18 protein-coding genes are annotated in these 21,827 nt (G+C 43.4%); 10 read left to right on the forward strand and 8 right to left on the reverse strand.

Translation table 11 applies throughout. The features are described from left to right. Nucleotides 1–295: 295 nt before the first annotated feature. From ACE01T_RS05675 to ACE01T_RS05690, 4 genes are all read left to right on the forward strand, one after another. Nucleotides 296–1,264 (forward strand): MlaA family lipoprotein, encoded by a 969-nt coding sequence (locus ACE01T_RS05675; RefSeq protein WP_395518900.1) that lies wholly within the window; start codon nucleotides 296–298, stop codon nucleotides 1,262–1,264. 97 nt (nucleotides 1,265–1,361) lie between these two features. Next, a complete protein-coding gene (gene gigA / locus ACE01T_RS05680; RefSeq protein WP_131274980.1) occupies nucleotides 1,362–2,330 on the forward strand; it encodes an RsbU family protein phosphatase GigA in 969 nt (322 codons plus the stop codon). Nucleotides 2,331–2,443: 113 nt separating this feature from the next. Further along, complete coding sequence (gigB, locus tag ACE01T_RS05685; protein ID WP_131274982.1) at nucleotides 2,444–2,962, forward strand: anti-anti-sigma factor GigB; 519 nt, start codon at nucleotides 2,444–2,446, stop codon at nucleotides 2,960–2,962. A gap of 24 nt (nucleotides 2,963–2,986) precedes the next feature. Further along, nucleotides 2,987–3,811 (forward strand): carbon-nitrogen hydrolase family protein, encoded by an 825-nt coding sequence (locus ACE01T_RS05690; RefSeq protein ID WP_395518901.1) that lies wholly within the window; start codon nucleotides 2,987–2,989, stop codon nucleotides 3,809–3,811. A 129-nt stretch (nucleotides 3,812–3,940) separates the two neighbouring features. Here ACE01T_RS05690 and gspE read toward each other — a convergent pair whose 3' ends face one another. Then, nucleotides 3,941–5,428, reverse strand: a complete 1,488-nt coding sequence (gene gspE / locus ACE01T_RS05695; protein ID WP_180174717.1) for a type II secretion system ATPase GspE — start codon at nucleotides 5,426–5,428, stop codon at nucleotides 3,941–3,943. Between the two features lie 93 nt (nucleotides 5,429–5,521). Here gspE and ACE01T_RS05700 point away from each other — a divergent pair, with 93 nt between their 5' ends. Next, entirely contained in the window at nucleotides 5,522–6,352 is an 831-nt protein-coding gene (locus tag ACE01T_RS05700; protein WP_086197453.1) for a DUF432 domain-containing protein, read from the forward strand. A 9-nt stretch (nucleotides 6,353–6,361) separates the two neighbouring features. Continuing rightward, entirely contained in the window at nucleotides 6,362–7,288 is a 927-nt protein-coding gene (locus ACE01T_RS05705) for a mechanosensitive ion channel family protein (protein ID WP_395518902.1), read from the forward strand. Nucleotides 7,289–7,388: 100 nt separating this feature from the next. On the opposite strand, the gene ACE01T_RS05710 is transcribed toward ACE01T_RS05705, so the two are convergent. After that, nucleotides 7,389–10,103 carry a DUF2339 domain-containing protein gene (locus ACE01T_RS05710; protein WP_180174719.1) on the reverse strand — a complete coding sequence of 905 codons (2,715 nt, stop codon included), beginning with the start codon at nucleotides 10,101–10,103 and terminating at the stop codon, nucleotides 7,389–7,391. A 163-nt stretch (nucleotides 10,104–10,266) separates the two neighbouring features. On the opposite strand from ACE01T_RS05710, the gene polA reads away from it, so the two are divergent. After that, a complete protein-coding gene (gene polA, locus ACE01T_RS05715) occupies nucleotides 10,267–13,032 on the forward strand; it encodes a DNA polymerase I (RefSeq protein WP_180044345.1) in 2,766 nt (921 codons plus the stop codon). Nucleotides 13,033–13,246: 214 nt separating this feature from the next. On the opposite strand, the gene ACE01T_RS05720 is transcribed toward polA, so the two are convergent. The 6 genes from ACE01T_RS05720 to ppx all read right to left on the reverse strand — a co-directional run bounded on the left by ACE01T_RS05720 (nucleotide 13,247) and on the right by ppx (nucleotide 18,913). Then, the gene (locus ACE01T_RS05720; RefSeq protein ID WP_395518903.1) at nucleotides 13,247–13,693 is read right to left on the reverse strand and encodes a DUF2314 domain-containing protein; all 447 of its coding nucleotides are present in this window, start codon (nucleotides 13,691–13,693) and stop codon (nucleotides 13,247–13,249) included. Nucleotides 13,694–13,774: 81 nt separating this feature from the next. Beyond that, a complete protein-coding gene (locus ACE01T_RS05725; RefSeq protein WP_086197458.1) occupies nucleotides 13,775–14,344 on the reverse strand; it encodes a YggT family protein in 570 nt (189 codons plus the stop codon). 27 nt (nucleotides 14,345–14,371) lie between these two features. Next, entirely contained in the window at nucleotides 14,372–15,202 is an 831-nt protein-coding gene (gene proC, locus ACE01T_RS05730) for a pyrroline-5-carboxylate reductase (protein WP_180174721.1), read from the reverse strand. A 29-nt stretch (nucleotides 15,203–15,231) separates the two neighbouring features. Then, nucleotides 15,232–16,581, reverse strand: a complete 1,350-nt coding sequence (tilS, locus tag ACE01T_RS05735) for a tRNA lysidine(34) synthetase TilS (RefSeq protein ID WP_395518904.1) — start codon at nucleotides 16,579–16,581, stop codon at nucleotides 15,232–15,234. Next, nucleotides 16,518–17,342 (reverse strand): acetyl-CoA carboxylase carboxyltransferase subunit alpha, encoded by an 825-nt coding sequence (locus ACE01T_RS05740; protein WP_086197461.1) that lies wholly within the window; start codon nucleotides 17,340–17,342, stop codon nucleotides 16,518–16,520. Before ACE01T_RS05740 ends, tilS begins: the two co-directional genes overlap by 64 nt. 50 nt (nucleotides 17,343–17,392) lie before the next feature. Further along, a complete protein-coding gene (gene ppx, locus ACE01T_RS05745) occupies nucleotides 17,393–18,913 on the reverse strand; it encodes an exopolyphosphatase (RefSeq protein WP_395518905.1) in 1,521 nt (506 codons plus the stop codon). Between the two features lie 261 nt (nucleotides 18,914–19,174). On the opposite strand from ppx, the gene trxA reads away from it, so the two are divergent. The 3 genes from trxA (at nucleotide 19,175) to ACE01T_RS05760 (ending at nucleotide 21,769) form a co-directional block, all read left to right on the forward strand. Next, nucleotides 19,175–19,501 carry a thioredoxin gene (trxA, locus tag ACE01T_RS05750; RefSeq protein ID WP_092820879.1) on the forward strand — a complete coding sequence of 109 codons (327 nt, stop codon included), beginning with the start codon at nucleotides 19,175–19,177 and terminating at the stop codon, nucleotides 19,499–19,501. Between the two features lie 329 nt (nucleotides 19,502–19,830). Further along, nucleotides 19,831–21,099 (forward strand): transcription termination factor Rho, encoded by a 1,269-nt coding sequence (rho, locus tag ACE01T_RS05755; protein WP_005007569.1) that lies wholly within the window; start codon nucleotides 19,831–19,833, stop codon nucleotides 21,097–21,099. Nucleotides 21,100–21,520: 421 nt separating this feature from the next. Continuing rightward, a complete protein-coding gene (locus ACE01T_RS05760; protein ID WP_395518906.1) occupies nucleotides 21,521–21,769 on the forward strand; it encodes a hypothetical protein in 249 nt (82 codons plus the stop codon). The last annotated feature ends 58 nt before the right edge of the window (nucleotides 21,770–21,827 follow it).

The following is a 21,827-nucleotide window of genomic DNA, read 5'->3' on the forward strand; positions in this document are numbered from 1 at the left end:
TATTTTAAACTTTCTTTCTAAAACCCAATCTTAACACTTCGTGCTAAGTTGCTGTTTTATCAGAAGTTTTAATCTTCATCACCGCCGATGGATGTGCATTCTACAGCATTTCACCCTCAATGCAACACCCTTTTTTTAACTTTCCACGCCATAAGGACATTTTTCAGCCATTTTAGTATTTTTTCCTACATATTTTGATCAAATTTGTTTTAATACGCCTGTTCAAAGACCTGTTAATATATTCAATTACGTATTTTGCTTTAAGTACCAGCTTAATAGAGCTCTAGGATTTTTTATGCGTCACTTTCATTATATTTGGGCTAGCTTTTTATCTTTAGGGTTAATTTCTCCTGTATTTGCGCAGGATTTAGTTGCTCCTTCTGAAGCACAGAATACTTCAGAGCTAGAATCTGCTACAGCACAAACTCAATCTGCTCAACATACCAACTCCAGACTTGAAGTATTGAAAGAATTAAAAAACATTAAAGCCAAAGATTTGAAAGTGGATGCAAGTGCAACTCAACCTGAAAACCAGAAAGATCCATTACAGCCCTTAAATAGACAGATATTTGCTTTTAATGAGGTATTGGATCGCAATGTTGCCCGCCCTCTCGCCATTCAATATAAGGAAAAAGTACCGACTGAAGTGCGTGGCTCTTATCGCCAGTTTCGTAAAAATTTAGGCGAACCATGGAATGTGGTAAACCAGCTGATTCAAGGTCGTCCGCTGCGTGCCGCAGAATCTTTAGGACGCTTTACCATTAATACCCTCACCACCTTGGGCTTTGCTGATCCTGCTCGTCGTATCGGTTTATCTGCCGAAGAGGAAAACTTTGGCACGACACTGGGTTATTACGGCATTCCTTCCGGTCCTTATCTGGTGTTGCCTGTGTTTGGTCCAAGTACCTTCCGTGATAGTGTGGGGCTGGTTGTCGATGGTCAGGCCCGTCCCCAAAAGTATCTTTTAGAAGATCGTGAAGGACTGTACTGGAGTGAGCAAGTGCTACGCGGTATTGATGCACGTTCGCAACTTTTAGATATTGAAGATGTGTTGCAAGGTGACAAATATTCTGCAATTCGCGATATTTATTTACAGCGTAAAAACTTCTCGATTGCCGAAAAGAAAGGACTGGAACCTGAAACCCTGTTCATTGAAGATGACCAAGACAGCTCTCAAGATCAGGATCAACAGGACAATCCTGATCAATCCAGTGATGAAACCTCTGAAGATTATGCAAACACCACACAAGTCGCATTTATTTAATAGTAATATGATCAGCACAGCATCTTCCTTTGCTGATCATTAGATTGTTATAGTACAGCTCTCGATGTTATCAATTTAAGGATCATACAATTTCTTTATGTATTTCATTCAACCGACTCGCAATATTCCTTATTTAGATCAGGTACTCAGCGCACTTCCCGGTGTGCAAATGATTCACATAGACGATATTGATTTGTATGACCCAACCATCCTGGCAATTGCTGATGTACAGGACTATCTTATCCATCAGTGGTCACTTCCCACGATTGTGCTGGCGTTTGAAAATGAAGGTACAGCTTTAGCCCAAGCCTGGGAGCTTGGGGCTTTAGCCGGCTGGATCTGGAACAAGCTGCCACGTGATCCGGAAGATTCCTTACTGAAAATTGATGCTCAGTACAAGCGCAATCAGGATAGTCGCGACCTCCCTTCAGCCGCAGAATTACAAAAACGCTTACTCCCCAACCCTATAGAATTGATGAACTATAAAGTTGAAACCCTGTTTCAACCTTCTGCCTATCTGTCTGGTGACTGGTATGATTACTGGAAAATCAGCGATAAAGAGATCATGTTCTATCTGGCGGATGTTTCCGGACATGGCGTGACCAGCAGTCTACTCACCTCCTGGATGGCGGCTTTTCACGGGCGCTCTAAAACACCACGTGAATTGGTTAAAAAACTCAATGGCATGCTGGTGCAAGAAAATATTGAAAAGCACATCACCATGATTGCCGGAATTTTAAACCTGGAAACGCATCAACTGCGTTGGTCAAGTGCCGGGCATTATCCTCCCGCCATTATCTTTGAACCCAATCAGCCGCCTAAAATTTTAAATACCAGCAGTTTCCCTTTGGGACTCACTGAAGACCTGGAAGTTGAAGAGTTTGAATGCGTACTGAATCGTCATGCCCGGTTTATTATTTGTTCAGATGGTGCACTTGAACCATTTGATGGCGGACTCAATGAACAATTTGAAAAATTAGTCTTTCATTTGCAAAATCAATCATTCCAGGCCCCGGAACATGTGGCAGACGATATTGCCATCTTAAGTTTACGCCGAATGAATTAATCACATAATCAATACGTTAACTTTCAACTAAGCAATATACGACTGTTGGCTACTTGAGTCTATAGTGGCCCTATGTGATAATTTTAATATCCTTCTCTGCAAATGGCATTTATATGTCAACAGGTCATGTTGAATATGCAAGCTTGAATGGAACGCATATTTTTAAGCTTATTGGCGAAGTGCGTGCTCAATCTTGTATCAGTCTAGACAAACTTCTTAGTAAACTTGAACAGCAATCAAATGTCGTTGGGGCAATCGTAGATTTAACCCAAACTACATTTATTGACAGTACGGTTTTGGGTGTCCTTGCCAAGCTGGGTTTAAAGCTGAAGCAAACCCATCAAATTCAGGCCGTCATGTTATCTACCAATCCTGATATTACCACCTTGGCCAATAGCATGGGCCTGGGACAGGTTTTTGTGATTTTAAATTACTGCGGTGACCCGAAAGTTTGTACCCGCGAGTTAATTGAAGAGCACATTACCCATAATGCCATGTTAACCACTGTTTTAGATGCGCATAAAACCTTGATGAAGTTAAATGACAGTAACCAGAACATGTTTGAGCCTTTGGTGAAACAATTACAAAAAGAACAAGAGAGCCTAGAACAGGTCTCTCAACAAAACGTATAAAAATGATGATTTAGAGCTCACACCATGACTTTACTCTCTGTTGTACAAATGAATTCCCAAGATGATATTGAAGCGAATTTCATCGTGATCGAGTCATTGATACAACAAAGTAAAGCAGATGGGGCCGAGCTGATTGTTTTCCCGGAAAACTTTGTCTGTTTTGCCGCAGGAAAACAACGCGAGACTGCAGCGCAGTTCGAAAACCTACAGCAGCGTCTGGAAAAACTGGCACATCAATATCAAATCTGGATTGTAGCAGGAACACTTCCCTGCCCATTCCGCCCAGATGGTTCCATCATTAGTGATGGCCGTGTACGTACCGTCAGTTTATGTATTAGTCCTGAAGGGACTGAAGCACGTTATGACAAGATTCACCTGTTTGATGTACAAGTGGGTGATGTTGTGGGTGGCTATCAGGAATCTCGATTCTTTGAACCGGGTACTGATGTAGTGATTGCCAAAACCCCGTTTGGTAATATTGGCTTAATGGTGTGTTATGACTTGCGTTTTCCAGAACTGGCTTTAACCTTACGCAGTCAAGGTGCAAACATACTTACCGCACCATCAGCCTTTACCTACACTACCGGCCAAATGCACTGGCAATTACTGCTACAAGCCCGTGCGATAGACAGCCAATGCCAGGTTTTAGGTGCAGCTCAACAAGGCTGGCATGGTGAAAAACGCCAAACTTGGGGGCATGCAGGCGCTGCTAACTCACGCGGGCAGTTGTTGGCAATAGTAGAGAATGAAGGCACTCAACTAATTACCGTACCGTTTGATTTAGCCGAACAAACCAAAATCCGTGAGTCAATGCCTTTGATGCAGCACCGTCGTTTGCTGCAATTCTAAACTTAGATTTTTTAATACCCATAAAAAAGGTTGATCAACAAATACGATCAACCTTTTTAATTTTAAGTACAGTGCCACAAAGCTTTACAGATAGTTTTTACCATTACAGATGATCAGTCATGATCCCACTTATTCGGCAGCTTCATTGGTCACACGCAGTACTTCCTCCAAAGTGGTTTTTCCTGCCAGTACTTTACATAAACCATCATCGCGGATTGAACCGGACTGTTTACGCGCATAACTTTCCAGCTCATATTCCGCAGCATTGCCATGAATCAGACGGCGCATCGGCTCATCCACAGGGACAATTTCATAAATCGCTGTACGTCCCATAAAACCGCTATGCGAACAGTGATCACAACCTTTCGGTTTCGGTAACTTCAGTTCAGCTCCAACATCCAAATGCCTGAAAATTTCGGTTTCAAACGCATCTGCATCATGCCATGTGGCACAGCGTGAACATAAGGTTCGAACCAAACGCTGGGCAATCACTCCAATTAGGGAGCTGGCCAGCAAGAACGGTTCGATGCCCATATCTTTTAAACGGGTGACTGCACCAATTGCGGTATTGGTATGTAATGTCGATAAAACCAAGTGACCAGTTAAGGATGCTTGCACGGCAATTTCGGCGGTTTCCAGATCACGGATTTCCCCGACCATCACCACATCCGGGTCCTGACGCAGCATGGCTTTTAAAGCACGGGCAAAGGTCATGTCTACTTTACTGTTGACCTGAGTTTGTCCGATACCTTCCAGTTGATATTCAATTGGATCTTCAGCCGTCAGAATATTTTTTGAGCCATCATTCAGGTCAGACAAGGCTGCATATAAGGTGGTGGTTTTACCCGAACCGGTTGGTCCAGTCACCAGAATAATGCCGTGTGGACGATGTACCAGATGGGTTAAGCGTTCATAATCCGGTTGCATTAAACCCAGATGGGTCATATTCAGACGTCCGGCCTGCTTGTCCAGTAAACGCATGACCACCCGTTCACCATGTGATGAAGGCAGCGTCGAAACCCGCACATCCACTTCACGTCCAGCCAGTCTTAAAGACATACGGCCATCTTGTGGAATACGCTTTTCAGCAATATCCAGTTTGGCCATGACTTTAATCCGTGACACCAATAATGGTGCCAGTTCGCGGCGTGGCTGCACAATTTCACGCAACTGCCCATCGACGCGTAAGCGTACCGACAGTTTTTTTTCAAAGGATTCAATATGAATATCGGAAGCCCCCACGCGGATAGCTTCAGACAGCAAGGCATTGATCAAACGTACAATCGGAGCATCATCTTCCTGATCCATCAAGTCTTCAGCTTCTGGCACCGAATCTGCCAAACTGAGTAAATCAGGATGATCTTCCAGACCGGCTGCCACTTGCTGCGATTCTCCGGTATCACCAGCAAAACTGGAACTGAGTAACTGATGAAATTCCTGCTCAGAACACAACTGGTGCTGTGCCGGATGCCCCAAATAGCGACGTGCTTCCTGTATCGCCAGCAAGGGCGTATTTTCACGGCGTACAATAAAAGCCTGATTGCCCTCGTAACGCAGCAATACGCCATGACGCTTGGCAAAACTATATGGTATTTGTAATTGTTTAAGTACTTGCATCAAAGTTTATAATGATGAATAAATTGATTTGAGTGTACTCTAAGCATAAGACAGCGTGAAGTCTGTTTTTAATGATTAAGCTATAAAGGAAATATGCCGTTGTCTAAAAACGATGAACTGATAGATGCAGAGCAGCCCAATTTAATCAAATGGTGGGGCGAACAAAGCTTTGAATTGAATCAGCCTAAGGCCTGGCAGTTTGGTTCACTGTTATTTCGTCTGACTCGTGGTCTGCAAGAATGGCGCATGGAATATCATCGTCCACAGGTGCAGTACGACTATGAACAGAAGTGGCATGCGATTGAAGATCCGAATTTTGCTTTTCCGCAACCGCTGAAAGTTGAACGTTATATGTTCAAGTCCACTCACAATAAATTACAGCTGATGCCGCGTCTGGCCGATCGTTCCGTGGTGATTAAACCGGTCGATCCGATTTATATTCCGGCAGGACAGCGCGGTACGCTGTATATCAGCACCCCGTTATGGATTGCAGGCTTTGTCGAAAGCCAAAAAGACCCGCTGTTTGATATTCCGGTGATTCTGCCCAAAGATACCTGGTTCGGGCCCAATCATCGTATCGGTGAAATTTGTTATGCCACCGCGGTCGATGGCCGTACTGAACTGCATCAGCTCAAGCCACGTGCCTTTCGCGCGGTGACTCCAATTGAATTTCATAATACCAGCCATCAGCAGTTACGCTTTGACCGGATGAATGTGCCGGTTTCTGCACTTCCCCTGTTCTACAGTGAAAGTACCGGACGCTTATGGACGTCACAGATTAAAGTTTTGCATGAAGGGTTGGATAAACCGCCACGAATTCGAATTGAAAACCGTACCCCTCCTCATGCGGGTGAAGTAATGTATGTCCATCCACCACGTGAACAGGCAAGTGCTTTATTCAACATGTTTGATTCATTTTTCTAGGGCGGCAATATGGCAGATTCGAATATCCCAAAAGAAATTACCAGCAGCCTCAAAAGTATTTTTACCAATATCAACACAGAACGCCTGACTGAAATTATCGTTGCCGTCGTACTGTGTCTTATTGGTTTTTTAATTGCACGTTTTGTATCCAACACCTTTATCCGCACTGTTGGCTCACGCTTTAATGCCCATCAAAGTCTGGTTTGGCGCCGTGGTATTTTTTATTTCATCTTCCTGATTTTTGTGATGGCCAGCCTGAAAGAAGCCGGTTTTAAACTGAGCGTGTTTTTAGGTGCAGCCGGTATTTTAACTGTGGCGCTGGGTTTTGCTTCACAAACCTCTGCATCCAACCTCATCAGTGGTTTATTCCTGATTGGGGAAGGCTCTTTTGAGATTGGGGATACGGTACAAATGACCCTGATTCGCGGACATACCATTGAAGGTGAAGTGATTTCAATTGACCTGCTTTCGGTAAAACTGCTGACTCAGGACAATGTCTATGTACGCGTACCAAACGAACAGCTGATTCGTGCTCCCGTCTATAACCTGTCCAAATTCCCGATTCGGCGTATTCCCATCACTTTAGCCATTAACTTTCATGAGGACATCATTAAAGTTCGGGAAGTATTGCTGGATGTTGCCAATAAATACCCGCTCGTGTTAGCCGATCCAAAACCGGCCGTAACCGTGACTGCCTTCCGTGAATCCTCGATTGAGCTGTTATTCGCCATCTGGTGTAACCGTGAAAACTTCCTGAAAGTTCGTGATGAAATGCAGGAACGCATCCGTAACGGTTTTCTGGACAATCAGATTGAAATTCCTGTACCGAAAATGGGCTTTGTTGATCGTCCCACAACTGTTCAGCCTTTAAATGAGGAAGATATTGATCAGTATGCCAATACCAAAGAAGTAAAGCGTGAGGCGGGGTTAAAATAATTCTTTTAATCATTTAATCCTCCCCATCCCTCCTTTAAAAAAGGAGGGAGAAATCAATTAAAAATAATTCAGATTTAGTCCCCCTTTATCAAAGGGGTATTTAGGGGGATTTTTCATTCAGATGATGTTCAGGAATCGGTGCAATATAAGCAATCAGCAACATCACAAAACCTGAACCCAGGAATGAGATCACCCGGGTTAAAGTGCCGATATGTGAAAGGTCAAACAGCACCAATTTCAAGGTGACAATCACTAAAATACTGCCGCCTAAAATCCACACAGAGCGTAACTGTTTACGGCTAGCCAAGCTCATGGTCATAAAGGCTAAACTGACCCACAGCAAAGTCAGACTCAGTTGAACGGTCGCATTGCCCCACAAAGCCAGCTCATTAAATGGCGTACCTAAATAAATATGTAATGCACGCAGCACAATATAACTGCTAAGCCAGAGCAAGCTCAGCACCATCAGCACCATCAGCACCGCGACAATACCTTTATCCAGCCCCGATTTAACCTGCAAAGACAGCATCCAGATAAAACACGCCAACATGGCAATACTGACCAGATCAAAAGGATTGATGATCGGCAAGATATAAGCCTGAAAGGCTTGCTGGGTAAAAAGTTGCGAACAGACAATCCAGGTTGCCATCAGCACCAAACTGCTGCGGGCTTGCCAGAACATTTTCCAATCTGGATTATCCAGTTGCCAATAACACCAGGCGCAGAACAGCAAAGGTAAAATTACGATACTGATATAAGGCATACTCGGAAGCAGGGTTAAGCTGGTCATGGCCAGACTGGTCAAGGTGCCAAAACTGACCCACTCTTTTTCAGTTCGCACACCCAACATCGGGCGCAGCCACAATGCAGTCAACATCAATCCGGAAAGTGCAAAACTCAGACGGTCAAACATGGTCGGCCAAATAATCATGCCCTGCTGACTTTGATCAATCACAATAATCAGGGCAAAAACAAAGACCGGAATCAGCCCCAGCCATTTCGGAAATAGCCAGGTCCAAGTGGCTTTGCAACGCAGCATCAACTCATTGATCAGCAGATAGAAGCCACTGACAATCAACAGACTCATCACCTGCTGTTGAGGGCCGTCAATTTCATCCAGCAACAATACAATCAACATCGTGGTTGCAGACAGCATCTGCAAACAGTGAAAGGCAATGGTAGAACTGCTTAATTGATTTCTAAAAGATTCTCGACTATTCGCCACCACAACCACAGCAAAATAGCTCAGGCATAAGCCCCAATACATTTCACGGGGAAAATCATTCAGCTCTACCAGATAATACAAACTGGACAAGCCAGCAACAATCATCAGCCCCATGGCCAGATAGCGACTGATCTCTGACTGGCGATACAAGGCATAAATAAAAATGATCAGTCCTTCCACCGCCCAGCCGATCACACTCCACTGTTTATACAACAGAATGGGGGGAATCAGGGCCAGGAAAATCAGCATTAAACTGAAATAACTTTGTGAAATCAGTTGCACCGCCTGATGGCGTTTTGAAAGTTGATAAAAACCTGCATACACGGCAGCAAAGGCTAGACTCGCTCCGGCCTGCCAGCGCGTTTCTTCAAAATGCATCAAATAAATAAAAATATAACCGACCAGAGGCGCACCAAAAATCAGGGCGATATCCAAAGCAGGTTTCAGTTTGAACTGTGCCAGATCTTCTTTGGCCAGTAGCTGGCTAAAACGAAAACTCAGCCAGACAAAAATTGCCGTATGCACCGCAACCAATAAGGTTAAAGCATTTCGTTCAGATTCCTCTCCACGATAAAAAGCGTAACCACCGCCAACAATCACTGTCATTAAAAATGCGATTTGATTCAGCATTTTCCAAGGGCGTAAGGTACTTAAGATCGCAACGGCCAGATTGATCACCACATAATAAGTAATCAGTTCAATCGCGGTCGCGTTGCGAACCGGCAGGGTAAACGGTGCAATATAGGCAATGATCATCGCCATCAACGCCAGTTCAATGGATTGCTGTTTTAAGCTGAGAATCAGGGTCACGCCCATGATGAGAGCAAAACACAGTCCAGCGATGGCGAGCGTCGGAATCACCGCATTGTAATAGGCAAAAAATAGCGTCAGGAATAATGCGGCTAAGCCTAAGCCTTCCAAGGCCAGTGCAAAACTGCGGTTTTTACTCTGCATCCAGTAACCGAGGGCCGTTACAGCGCCACTGACGCCTGCAACAATCGCCAGTTTCATCGCCAAACTGAGTTGCCAATGTTCGGTGGCAAAACGTAGCAACAAGATGATGCCAATGACCAGCACCAAGATGGCTACTTTTAAAACTGGATTACCTTGAAAAATCCACTGCTTTAACTGTTCAATCAATTCCGATGACGATGATGCAGGCTGAGAGTCAAGAAATTGAGACGGTCGATTTTCAACAACCGGAGAAGCCAGCGTTTGAGTGTGCTGCAATTGCGTTTGAATCTGGTTCAATAAACCTTCTAAACGGCGTAACCATCTTAAAAAGAAAAAAATCCACGCTGTGATACCCAATCCTACGGCAAACTCCCAATCCAGAATACCACCGACAATGGCAATAATTGAACAAAGATATAAAGGAACTTTAGAGTTTTCCTGTACTGAAATATTTGTTTCTACAGCAATTTGTGCTGCCGGGGACTGGATCACATCGACATATTGCATCACGCTCATGACAAAAGCCAAGCCACATAAATAGGTGAAGATGCGTACATCCAAAAACCAGGCCCCCACCCCGACAATAATCAGTACCATCAGCCAAATCATCCGGATTTCGCCCTGTCCTTTCCTCATTTTTTCTTTATCTCAATCCTGATTAACTTGATCATACAATAGCTGTGACCTTGATTTTTAAGCATTCATCAGATATTCGGTAACACGCATCTTGAATGATGTATCTATGTTCATGGGCAAAATCACGTACAATAAGGCCGATATTTGAATTAGGAATCCTTCAATGCCACCATTTGTTTTGGTCGATGGCTCATATTTTTTATTTCGTGCATATCATGCACTGCCACCACTAACCACTTCGACTGGTTTACAGACTAACGCAATTCGTGGTGCCATTTCTGCCATTCAAAAGTTAATGCGTCGTATTCAACCGACGCATATGGCGGTGATTTTTGATACGCCTGAGCCGACGTTCCGTCATGTCCTATCACCCATTTATAAAGGTGACCGTCCAAGCATGCCGGATGAACTGTCGCAGCAGATTCCCTATCTTCATAACCTGATTCGTGCTTTGGGCATTCCTTTACACACCCTTCCCGGCGCCGAAGCAGATGATGTGATCGGGACCTTGGCTAAACGCGCAGAAGCCAAAGGTTATCAGGTGCTGATCTCGACTGGTGATAAAGACATGGCGCAGCTGGTCACTGACAAAGTGACTCTGGAAGACAGCTTTAAAGACAAGCCGATGGATGTGAATGCTGTCTTTGAAAAATTTGGCGTATGGCCAAATCAGATTATCGATTATTTAACCCTGATGGGTGATGCGTCGGATGGCATCCGTGGCGTACCGGGTGTCGGTGCAAAAACCGCGGCCAAACTGTTGACCGAATACGGCTCCATTGGCGGCATTCTGGAAAATGTCGATAAAATTAAAGGCAAAGTCGGTCAAAGTATTAAAGATAATGTTGAAGGCATTACCCTGGATCATCAGCTGGCCAGTATTGTCTGTGACCTGGATATGGGTCTTTGTTATGAAGATCTAAAACTTGGCGATCCGAATGTTGAAGAACTGCGCCGTCTGTATACCGAACTTGAGTTCCGTAACCAGTTACAATCCCTCGATCATCCGAATAATCCAAACAATTCAGTTTATAAACAGGCGGCCAAGAGTATTGAAACTGAGATCAATACCACTGCTGTCATCAATACTGAAGATGAGGCAGAGCTGACCAGTGTGGATGATCAACTAGGCAAAGCCAATTATCACACCATTTTAACTCAAGCGGACTGGGACAAACTGTTCCAGCGTTTAAGCACTGAAAAACGCTTTGCCTTTGACACCGAAACCACCAGTCTGGATTATCGCGTAGCGGAAATGGTTGGCTTTTCACTGGCTTTTGATGCCAACGATGCCTATTACATTCCGCTGACCCACGACTATGAAGGGGCACCGGAACAGCTGAATCGTGAAACTATTCTGGCGCAAATCAAACCGATTTTAGAAGATGCATCGGTTGAAAAAATTGGCCATCATTTAAAATATGATGCCCACATCCTGCAAAATCACGGCATTGAACTGCAAGGCTGGTATTTCGATACCATGCTGGCATCCTATGTTTTAAATTCTGTGGCGACCCGTCATGGCATGGATGATGTTGCTCGTGTGTATTTGAGTCATTTGACCACCACCTTTGAACAAATTGCCGGCAAAGGTGTTAAACAGAAGACCTTTAACCAGATCGACATTGAAACAGCAGCGCATTATGCGGCGGAAGATGCCCATGTCACCTATCGTCTATACGAGGTATTGTCGAAAAAATTGCAGGCCATTCCTGAGCTGAACAATATTTTGCACAATATTGAAATGCCGGTAGCGCGTGTGCTGACCATTATGGAAGAAAACGGCATCGAGCTGGACCTGAAATTTTTAGATCAGTTGAGTGTCGATTTCTCCAATACCATTCAGGACTTGGAAAACCAGATTATCGAATTGGCCGGTCAGCCGTTTAATGTCAGCTCGCCGAAACAGGTCGGTGAAATCCTGTTTGATAAACTCGGACTGAAAGGTGGCAAGAAAACCTCGACCGGTCAATACAGCACCAGTGAAAGTATTCTGGAAAAAATCGACCATCCGATTACCGATTTAATTTTGCAATACCGTGGTCTTTCCAAACTGAAAAGCACCTATACCGATGGCTTGCAAAAACAGGCCAACAATGACAGCAGGCGTGTGCATACCAGCTACCATCAGGCTTTAACGGCAACGGGTCGTTTATCATCGACTGATCCAAACCTGCAAAACATTCCGGTACGTGAAGAAATTGGCCGTCAAATCCGTAAGGCCTTTATTGCACCTGAAGGCAGGGTTTTACTGGCTGCCGATTATTCACAGATTGAACTGCGTTTAATGGCGCATCTTTCCCAAGATGAAGCTTTGGTTGATGCTTTTAAGCATGGTCAGGATGTACACCGCCGTACTGCTGCCGAAGTTCTGGGTATTGCACTGGAAGATGTCACCAATGACCAGCGTCGCCAGGCCAAAGCCGTTAACTTTGGTCTCTTATATGGCATGTCCGAATTTGGTCTGATTCGTCAATTGGGCTTTACCCGTGAAGAATCGCAAAACTATATCAAGCAATATTTCCATCGTTATCCGGGCATTTATGAGTACATGCAACGTACGCGTCAGGTGGCTTTGGAACAAGGTTTTGTCGAAACCATTCTAGGTCGCCGTTTATATACGCCGGATATTGATGCCCGTAACATGATGGTACGTAAAGGTGCCGAACGTGCGGCCATCAATGCCCCGCTACAAGGAAGCGCTGCTGACATCATTAAAATAGCCATGATTGAAGTGGATAAAATGCTGCCTAAAGATCAAGCTAAAATGCTGTTACAAGTACACGATGAATTGGTGTTTGAAGTCGATGCCGACATTGCCGATGAACTGGCACCGAAACTGGCTGAAGTGATGCAATCGGTGATTCAGCTTTCAGTACCGCTGATTGTCGAAGTGGGTAAAGGCATGAACTGGGATGAGGCGCATTAATCCAGACATTTCCCCTCTTTTATAAAGAGGGGTTAGGGGAGATTCATTTTTCATCTTTATAGATGATGAACCTCCTCAAAATGTATTTTTAATCCAAAAGAGAGAAGTTCTTTAATCAACTTGAAGAACTTTTCCATTTAAACTACATAAACGATATATCGTAAAAAATCCTTTTTATTCAATCGAATATATTTTATATCATCATAGAAAAAGATTATAAATCAATAAATCGGGTTACTCCTACACGCTGATCAAACTCTACCTGCTGTTCTGCAGAAAGCTTGGAACGCTGATGGCGTAATGAATATCCTCCTATCATTTCCCCATTCTGCTTTAAAATATACCAATCCAAAAGATCAAACTCACTGAATTTCAGCCACTGTCCAATCTGAATCCATCTAAATTCTTCTGGCAATTCAAAAGGACGTGCAAAGCAAAAGTGATCTTCAAAAAATGGCGTCATCAGCCAGATATTCGCACCCTCTTCGGAATCAAGGCTAACTGGAATATAAAATTTGACGCATGCAAAATCACCTTCAGATACTTTTTCTAAATTTTCTTTAAAAATATCCAATGATTCTCTTGCGATTTTTATCGTTGCCAAATATGCATCAGCTTCATGATCAATAAGCATAAATTGAGGTTCAAGTTCGCTATTCATCCACTAATATCCTGATTTAAAATTATTTTATTTCACAATAAAAAAAGGACTCAAAGAGAGTCCTTTTTTACTACCTGAATGTTATAGCCCAGTCAGAAGTACAATCGCCACTTCATTCATAATAATTTCGGCAATATACAATGCCAAGAAGGCAACAATTGGCGACAGGTCAATCATACCCATATTCGGCAAAATACGGCGGAACGGAGCCAACAATGGTTCTGCCAGCTCTTGAATGACTTCAATATACGGTGAGCGAGATTGAGTAAACATCACCACCCAGCTTAAAATAATCGTTGCAAAAATCAGGTAACGACAGAAGCGGATCAGATCCTGAATCATGGTGACAAAGGTCAAAATCACCAGATGTACCGGACTGTTCGGCATAGCACCTGAAAGGTACATTACCCCAAAAATCTTGAGTAAATATAAAAGCACCACCAAAGCCAAGGCTGCCGAATTGACACGACCTTTTGCCAAGGTGGGAAAGATACGCCCAAACAGATCGACGATTTTTGTCGCTTTCACAGTAGACATGACGACAGGATTATAAGCATTCACCGCTGCAAGCTGCATCAGAAAACGAAAGAATACGAGCAAAATCGCTACGTTAATAATAATGCCAAAAATCAGCGCAGAATTTGCACCCATACTGGAACTTTCCTAAATAAAAACGAGTTATTTGCTACTTTCACTTAGCTCTTGAGCAAGTTCTTGACTGCGCTTTTGCGCGGCAGCCAAAGCGGCCTGAATATTTTGAGAAATGTGCGCACGATCGAATACTTCCAGTGCAGCTTGAGTTGTACCATTTGGAGAAGTCACGTTTTTACGCAATTCAGCCGGAGTGTTTGAACTGGTAATCGCCATTTGTGCGGCACCCAATGCTGTTTGCAACGTCAATGCAGTCGCCACTTTTTCATCCAGACCCAGGTTTTTGCCTGCACGAATCATGCTTTCCATCATATAGAAGAAATAAGCCGGACCAGAGCCAGATACTGCCGTTACAGCATCAATTTGTGCTTCTGAATTGACCCAAATGGTTAAACCGGTTGCAGCCAAAACCTGACTGGCCAATTCACGATCCTGTGCATTCACAGCTTCCGTTGCATACAGGCCATGTGCTCCAGTTTGTACCAAAGCAGGAGTATTGGGCATAACACGAACAATTCGATTGGTTTCTAGCAGGTTGGCAATAGTCGCGATTTCAGCCCCAGCCACAATCGACATCACCAGTTTGCCTTCAAACAAACCTTTAAGCGGTTTTAATACGCTGGCCAGTACTTGCGGCTTCACTGCAAAAAGTACGATATCAGCATCACGAATGGCAGCAATATTGTCATCTGTCACATGTACATCTTTTTCTGTTAATAAAAGACGGACTTTTTCGACCGGATCAGAAACTGTAATACGTGTTGGCGGCAAGCCACGCGAAATCAGCCCGCCAATCAAGGCTTGGGCCATATTACCGCCACCAATAAAACTAATATTACAATTTAAAGCTGCACTCATGGATTCATACTCGACTTAGAATTTTTTAACTAAGAGATCAAATTTGGTTGCCATCCACCGATTTCACAATATTCAGATTGGGCTAACCAAAACCCTTTTGGTGTAAAAACACCAAGCATAACATTATCTATGCTTAATATTTGAATTCTATAACGCTGCCAGGGAAAAATTTGTGCTTCCTGAATGGCTTTTTTTAACGGCCAAGCCCCCACTCGTCCATACAAATGAATTTTTTCGCCGCCTTGGCGCATCACTAAATCCAGTTTTTGACCCAGCAATGCTGCTGACAGGCCTACTTTTGCAGTTTCAGCAAGATAATTTCCTGAAAGCATTTCTATCTTTTGCCCTAACGCTAGGCAGATGGTTTGTTCGGAACTATTCGATTGACTTTTTCCAGCCAGATATTCTGCTGCACTTAAGCGGAAAAGTTTTTGCTGATAACGCACATAATAATATTGATTCCAGTGCAATGCGGCCTGTGCATCAGATTTGGATCCAATCACTTCAAGCAACAAGCGTTGCACCATTTCAAAACTCGGACGATAGACATCCTGCCCTTTCATCCAGACAGAGAGCAATTGCCTTTGCCGTGCACTTGATAATTGGGATAACTTTTCTAAATCCAGTTCAGTGGCCGATCCGCAATGGTTTAAATCCTGCTGTAATACGTCCAGTAAAATGTCTTCTGCATCCTGCATCAGATAGCTGGTTCGGCTTAAAGCCTGCTGCATTTTCGGATAACGTTGTTGCAACAGCGGCCACAATTCATGACGGCACCAAGCCCGATCGTAATAGGTATCTAAATTGGTGGGATCTTCAATATTTTGCACACCCAGCTGAATTACCCATTGGCAAATCTGCTCACGGGAAATATCGAGCAGTGGTCGCCAAATGGTGAATTGCTTTCGTACATCGACCTGCTTCATGGCGGATAAACCATGTACGCCGGCACCCGAAAGCAAGCGTAGCATCAAGGTTTCGGCCTGATCTTGCTGATGATGCGCCAAGACCAAGATATCATTGGCTTTTAAATGTTTTGAATAAGCTTGATAACGCGCGTTACGTGCCTGATGTTCCAGGTTGCCATCTTGCACTTCAACGGCTTCAACAATACACGGTACATTCAGCGCTGCACATTGATCAGATACAAATTCCCCCCAGTCTGCACTATTTTTTTGCAACTGGTGATCGACATAGATCGCACGGATTTTTTCAGGAAATAAATCAGACATTAAACGCAATAGCAGCATGGAATCCATGCCGCCACTACATCCAATCAAGAAAGTGCTTTCAGGAGAAAAGCACTGGATTTGTTTTAAGATGCCAGACCGGAATTGTCGCTGCCAAACTTCATTAAGCGCTGGTAACGTGCTTCGCATCTCTCATTCGCATCCATCGATTGCAATTCTTCTAAAGCCTGTTGTAACACATCTTTAAGATCTTGCATCACTTTTTCAGGCTGCAAATGTGCGCCTTCACCTTCATCCACCACATATTCAACAATACCAAGTTGTTTTAATTTCTCTGCAGTTAATGCCAAGGCTTCGCTGGCTTGTTCCGCTTTCTCTGCTGTTTTCCATAAAATGGATGCACAACCTTCAGGAGAAATCACCGAATAGATACTGTGAGACAACATCACCACGCGATCCGCCACACCAATACCGAGTGCGCCACCTGAACCGCCTTCACCTAAAACGGTCGCAACTACCGGAACTTTCAGGCTTGAAAGCTGTGCAAGGCTAGTGGCAATCGCTTCTGCCTGACCACGTTCTTCCGCACCGACCCCAGGATATGCACCCATGGTATCGATAAAAGTGAATACTGGCAGTTTAAAACGTTCAGCCATGTCGAGTAAACGCTGTGCTTTACGGTAACCTTCGGGATTACTCATACCGAAGTTGTGTTGCAATTTTTCACGAGTGCTGCGACCACGATGTTGCCCAACAATCATCACTGGCTGACCATTAAAACGTGCCAAGCCACCGATCATCGCACCATCATCACCAAATACCCGATCTCCATGTAAAGCATCGAATTCAGTGAAGATTTCACCAACATAATCCAGGAATTGCGGACGTTCTGGATGACGCGCAATTTGAACCGTTGTCCATGCTTTAGATTGAGCAGCTTTATTTTTCATAGGTCGACCATTATCCCTAAATTAACAATACCTTGTTAACCAATCACTTGTTAATAGATAAATTGTTCCGACTGAATATTCAATTCAATATCCCAATGCTTAAACTGCATCTGTTCATCATGCAAGTCTGCTACAAGCAAAGGCCATTGTTTGGCATCGCCAGAAACGCTGAGCTGCCATTGTTGCTCATTGATGATACTTAATTCAATGGCAGGAAGCATCTCATCACTACGACTATGATTCAGTAAAACTGCTAAACGCAGCAATAGACATAAGTACACAAGTTTGCTACCACCGACCTTAGCAACATCAACCCGTGCATCGCCACGAAGTTTACGACGGTGATGAGCGACCAAATGTGACAAATGGTTTTGGTCAATTTGCGAGAAACCCGGAATATCCGAATGCTGCAATAAATAAGCCCCATGGCGATGGTAACCACTGTGACTAATCGCCAGGCCAATCTCATGCAAATATGCAGCACGACGCAGTAAGTCACTGTCATCATTAGTTAAATTTAATGATTGTGCAACGCCATTAAACAATTGCTGTGCCGTATTGACTACACGCTCAGCCTGTTTGCTATCTGCGTTATAGCGTCCCATTAAAGCATGCACAGAACGGTCGCGAACGTCTTCATGCTGGAAACGACCAAGCAGGTCATACATGACACCTTCACGTAACGCACCATCTGAATAAACCAGTTTGTCCAGCCCCAGCACATCAAATACCGCATATAAAATGGCAATCCCTGCTGGCAAAACTGCTCGGCGGTCTTCTTTCAGGCCATCAAATTCCATTTCGGTCACGTGCTTGTATTTGAGCAGCTTGTCTTTGAGTTTTTCCAGACCTTCACGGGTGAGCTCTTCTTTTTCATTGCTCCAGCCCATATTCACGGTAATCTGACGACAAGCTTTAATTGTTCCGCTTGAACCCACCACAGTATCCCAACCGGCGGCTTTATAGGTATTGGCAATGCCTGAAATTTCCTTACGGGCAGCGGTCACCGCCTTATCAAAAACTTTCTGATTGATCTCACCCTCCATAAAATAGGCTTTGGTGAAGGCCACACATCCCATTTGTACAGATTCAGTATGGATCGGCTCGAATGCCTCGCCGATAATCAGTTCAGTTGATCCACCACCAATGTCAATCACCAGGCGGCGGCCACTATTGGCCATGGTATGCGATACACCTAAATAAATCAGACGAGCTTCTTCACGACCGGCAATAATTTCGATCGGTTTAGGTAAAATCTCTGCTGCTTTTTGAATAAATTCATGACCATTCTTGGCCTGACGTAAAGCATTGGTGGCGACAATACGCAACCGGTTGGCCTGTACAGAACTTAAACGCCCGACAAAACGTGCCAGACAGGCTAGACCTCGTTGCTGTGCCGCCTCAGTCAAATTTTTGTTTTCATCTAAACCCGCGGCCAATTGTACTTTTTCTGACATTGAAGCCACTTTTTTTACTTCGCCATGATCTACACGTGCAATCGCCAAGTGAAAGCTGTTCGACCCCATATCGATGGCAGCAAGTAACTCTTCATCAATCAAAAAATCAGACATTATTCAAACAAACCTATAAGAATTGTGCTTAGAGTAATTCACATGCATGCAATTTAAAAGCCATTTATCAGTTCAACTGAAGCAGTTTTTAATTTTTTTAATCGCTTAAACAATTGTAGGACACGATAATCAATATCGTGAGCATCAATTAGACAAACTCAATATAATGATTGAAAATTTACATATCCCTCTACATAGTTAAACGAGGCTATGTAATACTTATAGTTATAGAACTAACTTAAAATTTATTTGGAGCATTCCATGTCTGGCAATATCGTAAACACAACTGATGCGAACTTCGAAGCTGACGTTTTACAATCTGACATTCCTGTACTTGTCGATTTCTGGGCAGGCTGGTGTGCACCTTGTAAAGCTATTGCACCTGTACTTGAAGTATTATCTACAGAATTCGAAGGCAAAGTAAAAGTTGTTAAAGTTGACGTAACTGCTTGTGAAGCGACTGCCGTAAACTACAATATCCGCAACATTCCTGCACTATTGATGTTTAAAAATGGTGAAGTTGTCGCTCAACAAGTCGGTGCTGCGCCAAAATCTAAATTAACTGCTTTTATTGAAGAAAATATCTAATTTAAAAACAGTGTAATTGAATCCAATGCGCTATCACCAGATAGCGTATTTTTTTCGTCTATAAATTGACAAAAACTTGATTAGCTCTTATATTGCTTGTTCAAGGAATAAAGGATTTCTAATCCGTCATTTTCTTACAAGACACAACACATAAGATCGCCGCTCGGCAACAGAAATTGTTTTTACACTTTTCTCTTCGAAACAATGAATCAGACCTCTGGATTGTTATTGTGCAAATACAATTGCGTTACGTTTATTGCGTGTAAGCGGCTGAATGTTGCTCCCTTTTCTCATCTCTATCCCAGAATTTTAATTCTATCTGACCCCCTATGAATTTAACTGAACTCAAGAAAAAACCGATTGGCGAACTCATCAAAATTGCCGAGTTTATGGGCCTGGAAGGAATGGCTCGTAACCGCAAGCAAGACATCATTTTTGCCATCTTAAAACGCCATGCAATGAATGGCGAAGAGATTTTTGGTGATGGTGTTCTGGAAATTCTGTCTGATGGTTTTGGTTTCCTCCGCTCAGCAGCGGGCTCTTATCTTGCAGGCCCAGATGACATTTATGTCAGCCCATCGCAAATTCGCCGTTTCAACTTACGCACCGGTGATACCATTACTGGCACAATTCGCCCACCCAAAGAAGGCGAACGCTATTTTGCGCTTTTAAAAGTTAATCAAATTAACTACGACACGCCTGAAAACTCGCGCAACAAAATCCTGTTTGAAAACTTGACCCCATTGTTCCCGACTGAACAATTGGTGATGGAACTGGGTAACGGTACGACTGAAGATTTGACTGCACGTGTAGTGGACTTGGTGGCCCCGATTGGTAAAGGCCAACGTTCTATTATCGTTGCGCCACCAAAAGCGGGTAAAACCATGTTGTTACAAAACATCGCACAGTCGATTGTCCGTAACAATCCTGAATGTTTCCTGATCGTGCTGCTGATTGACGAACGTCCTGAAGAAGTAACCGAAATGGAACGTACCGTTCGTGGTGAAGTGATTGCTTCAACTTTTGATGAATCCCCAGCACGTCACGTACAAGTGGCTGAAATGGTCATTGAAAAAGCAAAACGTCTGGTAGAACACAAGAAAGATGTGGTAATTCTACTGGACTCGATTACTCGTTTAGCGCGTGCCTATAACACTGTCATCCCTTCTTCAGGCAAGGTGTTGACTGGTGGTGTGGATGCGCATGCCTTAGAGCGCCCAAAACGTTTCTTCGGTGCTGCACGTAACATTGAAGAAGGCGGCTCATTGACCATCATCTCTACTGCCCTGATTGAAACCGGTAGTAAAATGGATGAAGTGATTTACGAAGAATTCAAAGGAACCGGTAACCAGGAAATTACGCTTGATCGCCGCATTGCCGAAAAACGTGTATTCCCTGCAATGAATATCAAAAAATCCGGTACTCGCCGTGAAGAACGCCTGATGTCTGAAGACAACTTACGTAAAGTATGGATTTTGCGTAAATTGTTGCATACTCAAGATGAACTGGCTGCCATGGAATTCTTGCTGGATCGTATGAAAGAAACCAAAACCAATGATGATTTCTTCGATCAAATGAAGCGTAAAGCGACCAACTAAACACAGCATTATTCTTTTTTTCTATAAAAGGCTATCTCTAACGATAGCCTTTTTATTTGGTTGACTTTATTTACATAAAGCTACAATCAAGTCTTTTCTTTGTAAACTTAAGGGAAAATTTCATACCTGTTAAAAATATTAACTTTAAAAAACCATAATTTTTAGCGAGTTATTTAGTATTTATCCAATATAAACTCTCCGATTGATTGTTATTTTCTGTTAAAAAAACGCTCATTTTTTATCTTTTTTTGCATTTTTTACTAGCCCCCTAGTAGCAATTCAAAATGCGCAGTGATAGCATATTCGCAGACCAGTTAGACTGCCTCTGCATTGTTACTGCCTAACAGATTTTAGGAAGAATAAAAGCACTCAACAGGCTAACATAGGTTTTTTTTAATCTCATATTTTAGAGAGTGATGCCATGTTATTCAAAAAAATCGCTATTGCTGCTGCAGTTGCTACTACTTTAGCTTTCGTTGGTTGTGCTAAAAAAACTGAAGAAGCTCCTGCTGCTGATGCTGCTGCATCTGAAGCTGTTGTAGCTGCATCTGAAGCTACTGCTGCTGCTTCTGCTGCTACTGTTGAAGCTGCTTCTGCTACTGAAGCTGCTGCTTCTGCTGTTGACGCTGCTCCAGCTGCTTCTGAAGCTGCTGCTTCTGCTGCTCAATAATCTTTACGATTATTCAGTGAAAAAAGAGAGCCATTGGCTCTCTTTTTTTATGACTGAA

Origin of the sequence: Acinetobacter uliginosus (genome assembly GCF_044130295.1) — a bacterium.
Classification (GTDB): Bacteria; Pseudomonadota; Gammaproteobacteria; order Pseudomonadales; family Moraxellaceae; genus Acinetobacter.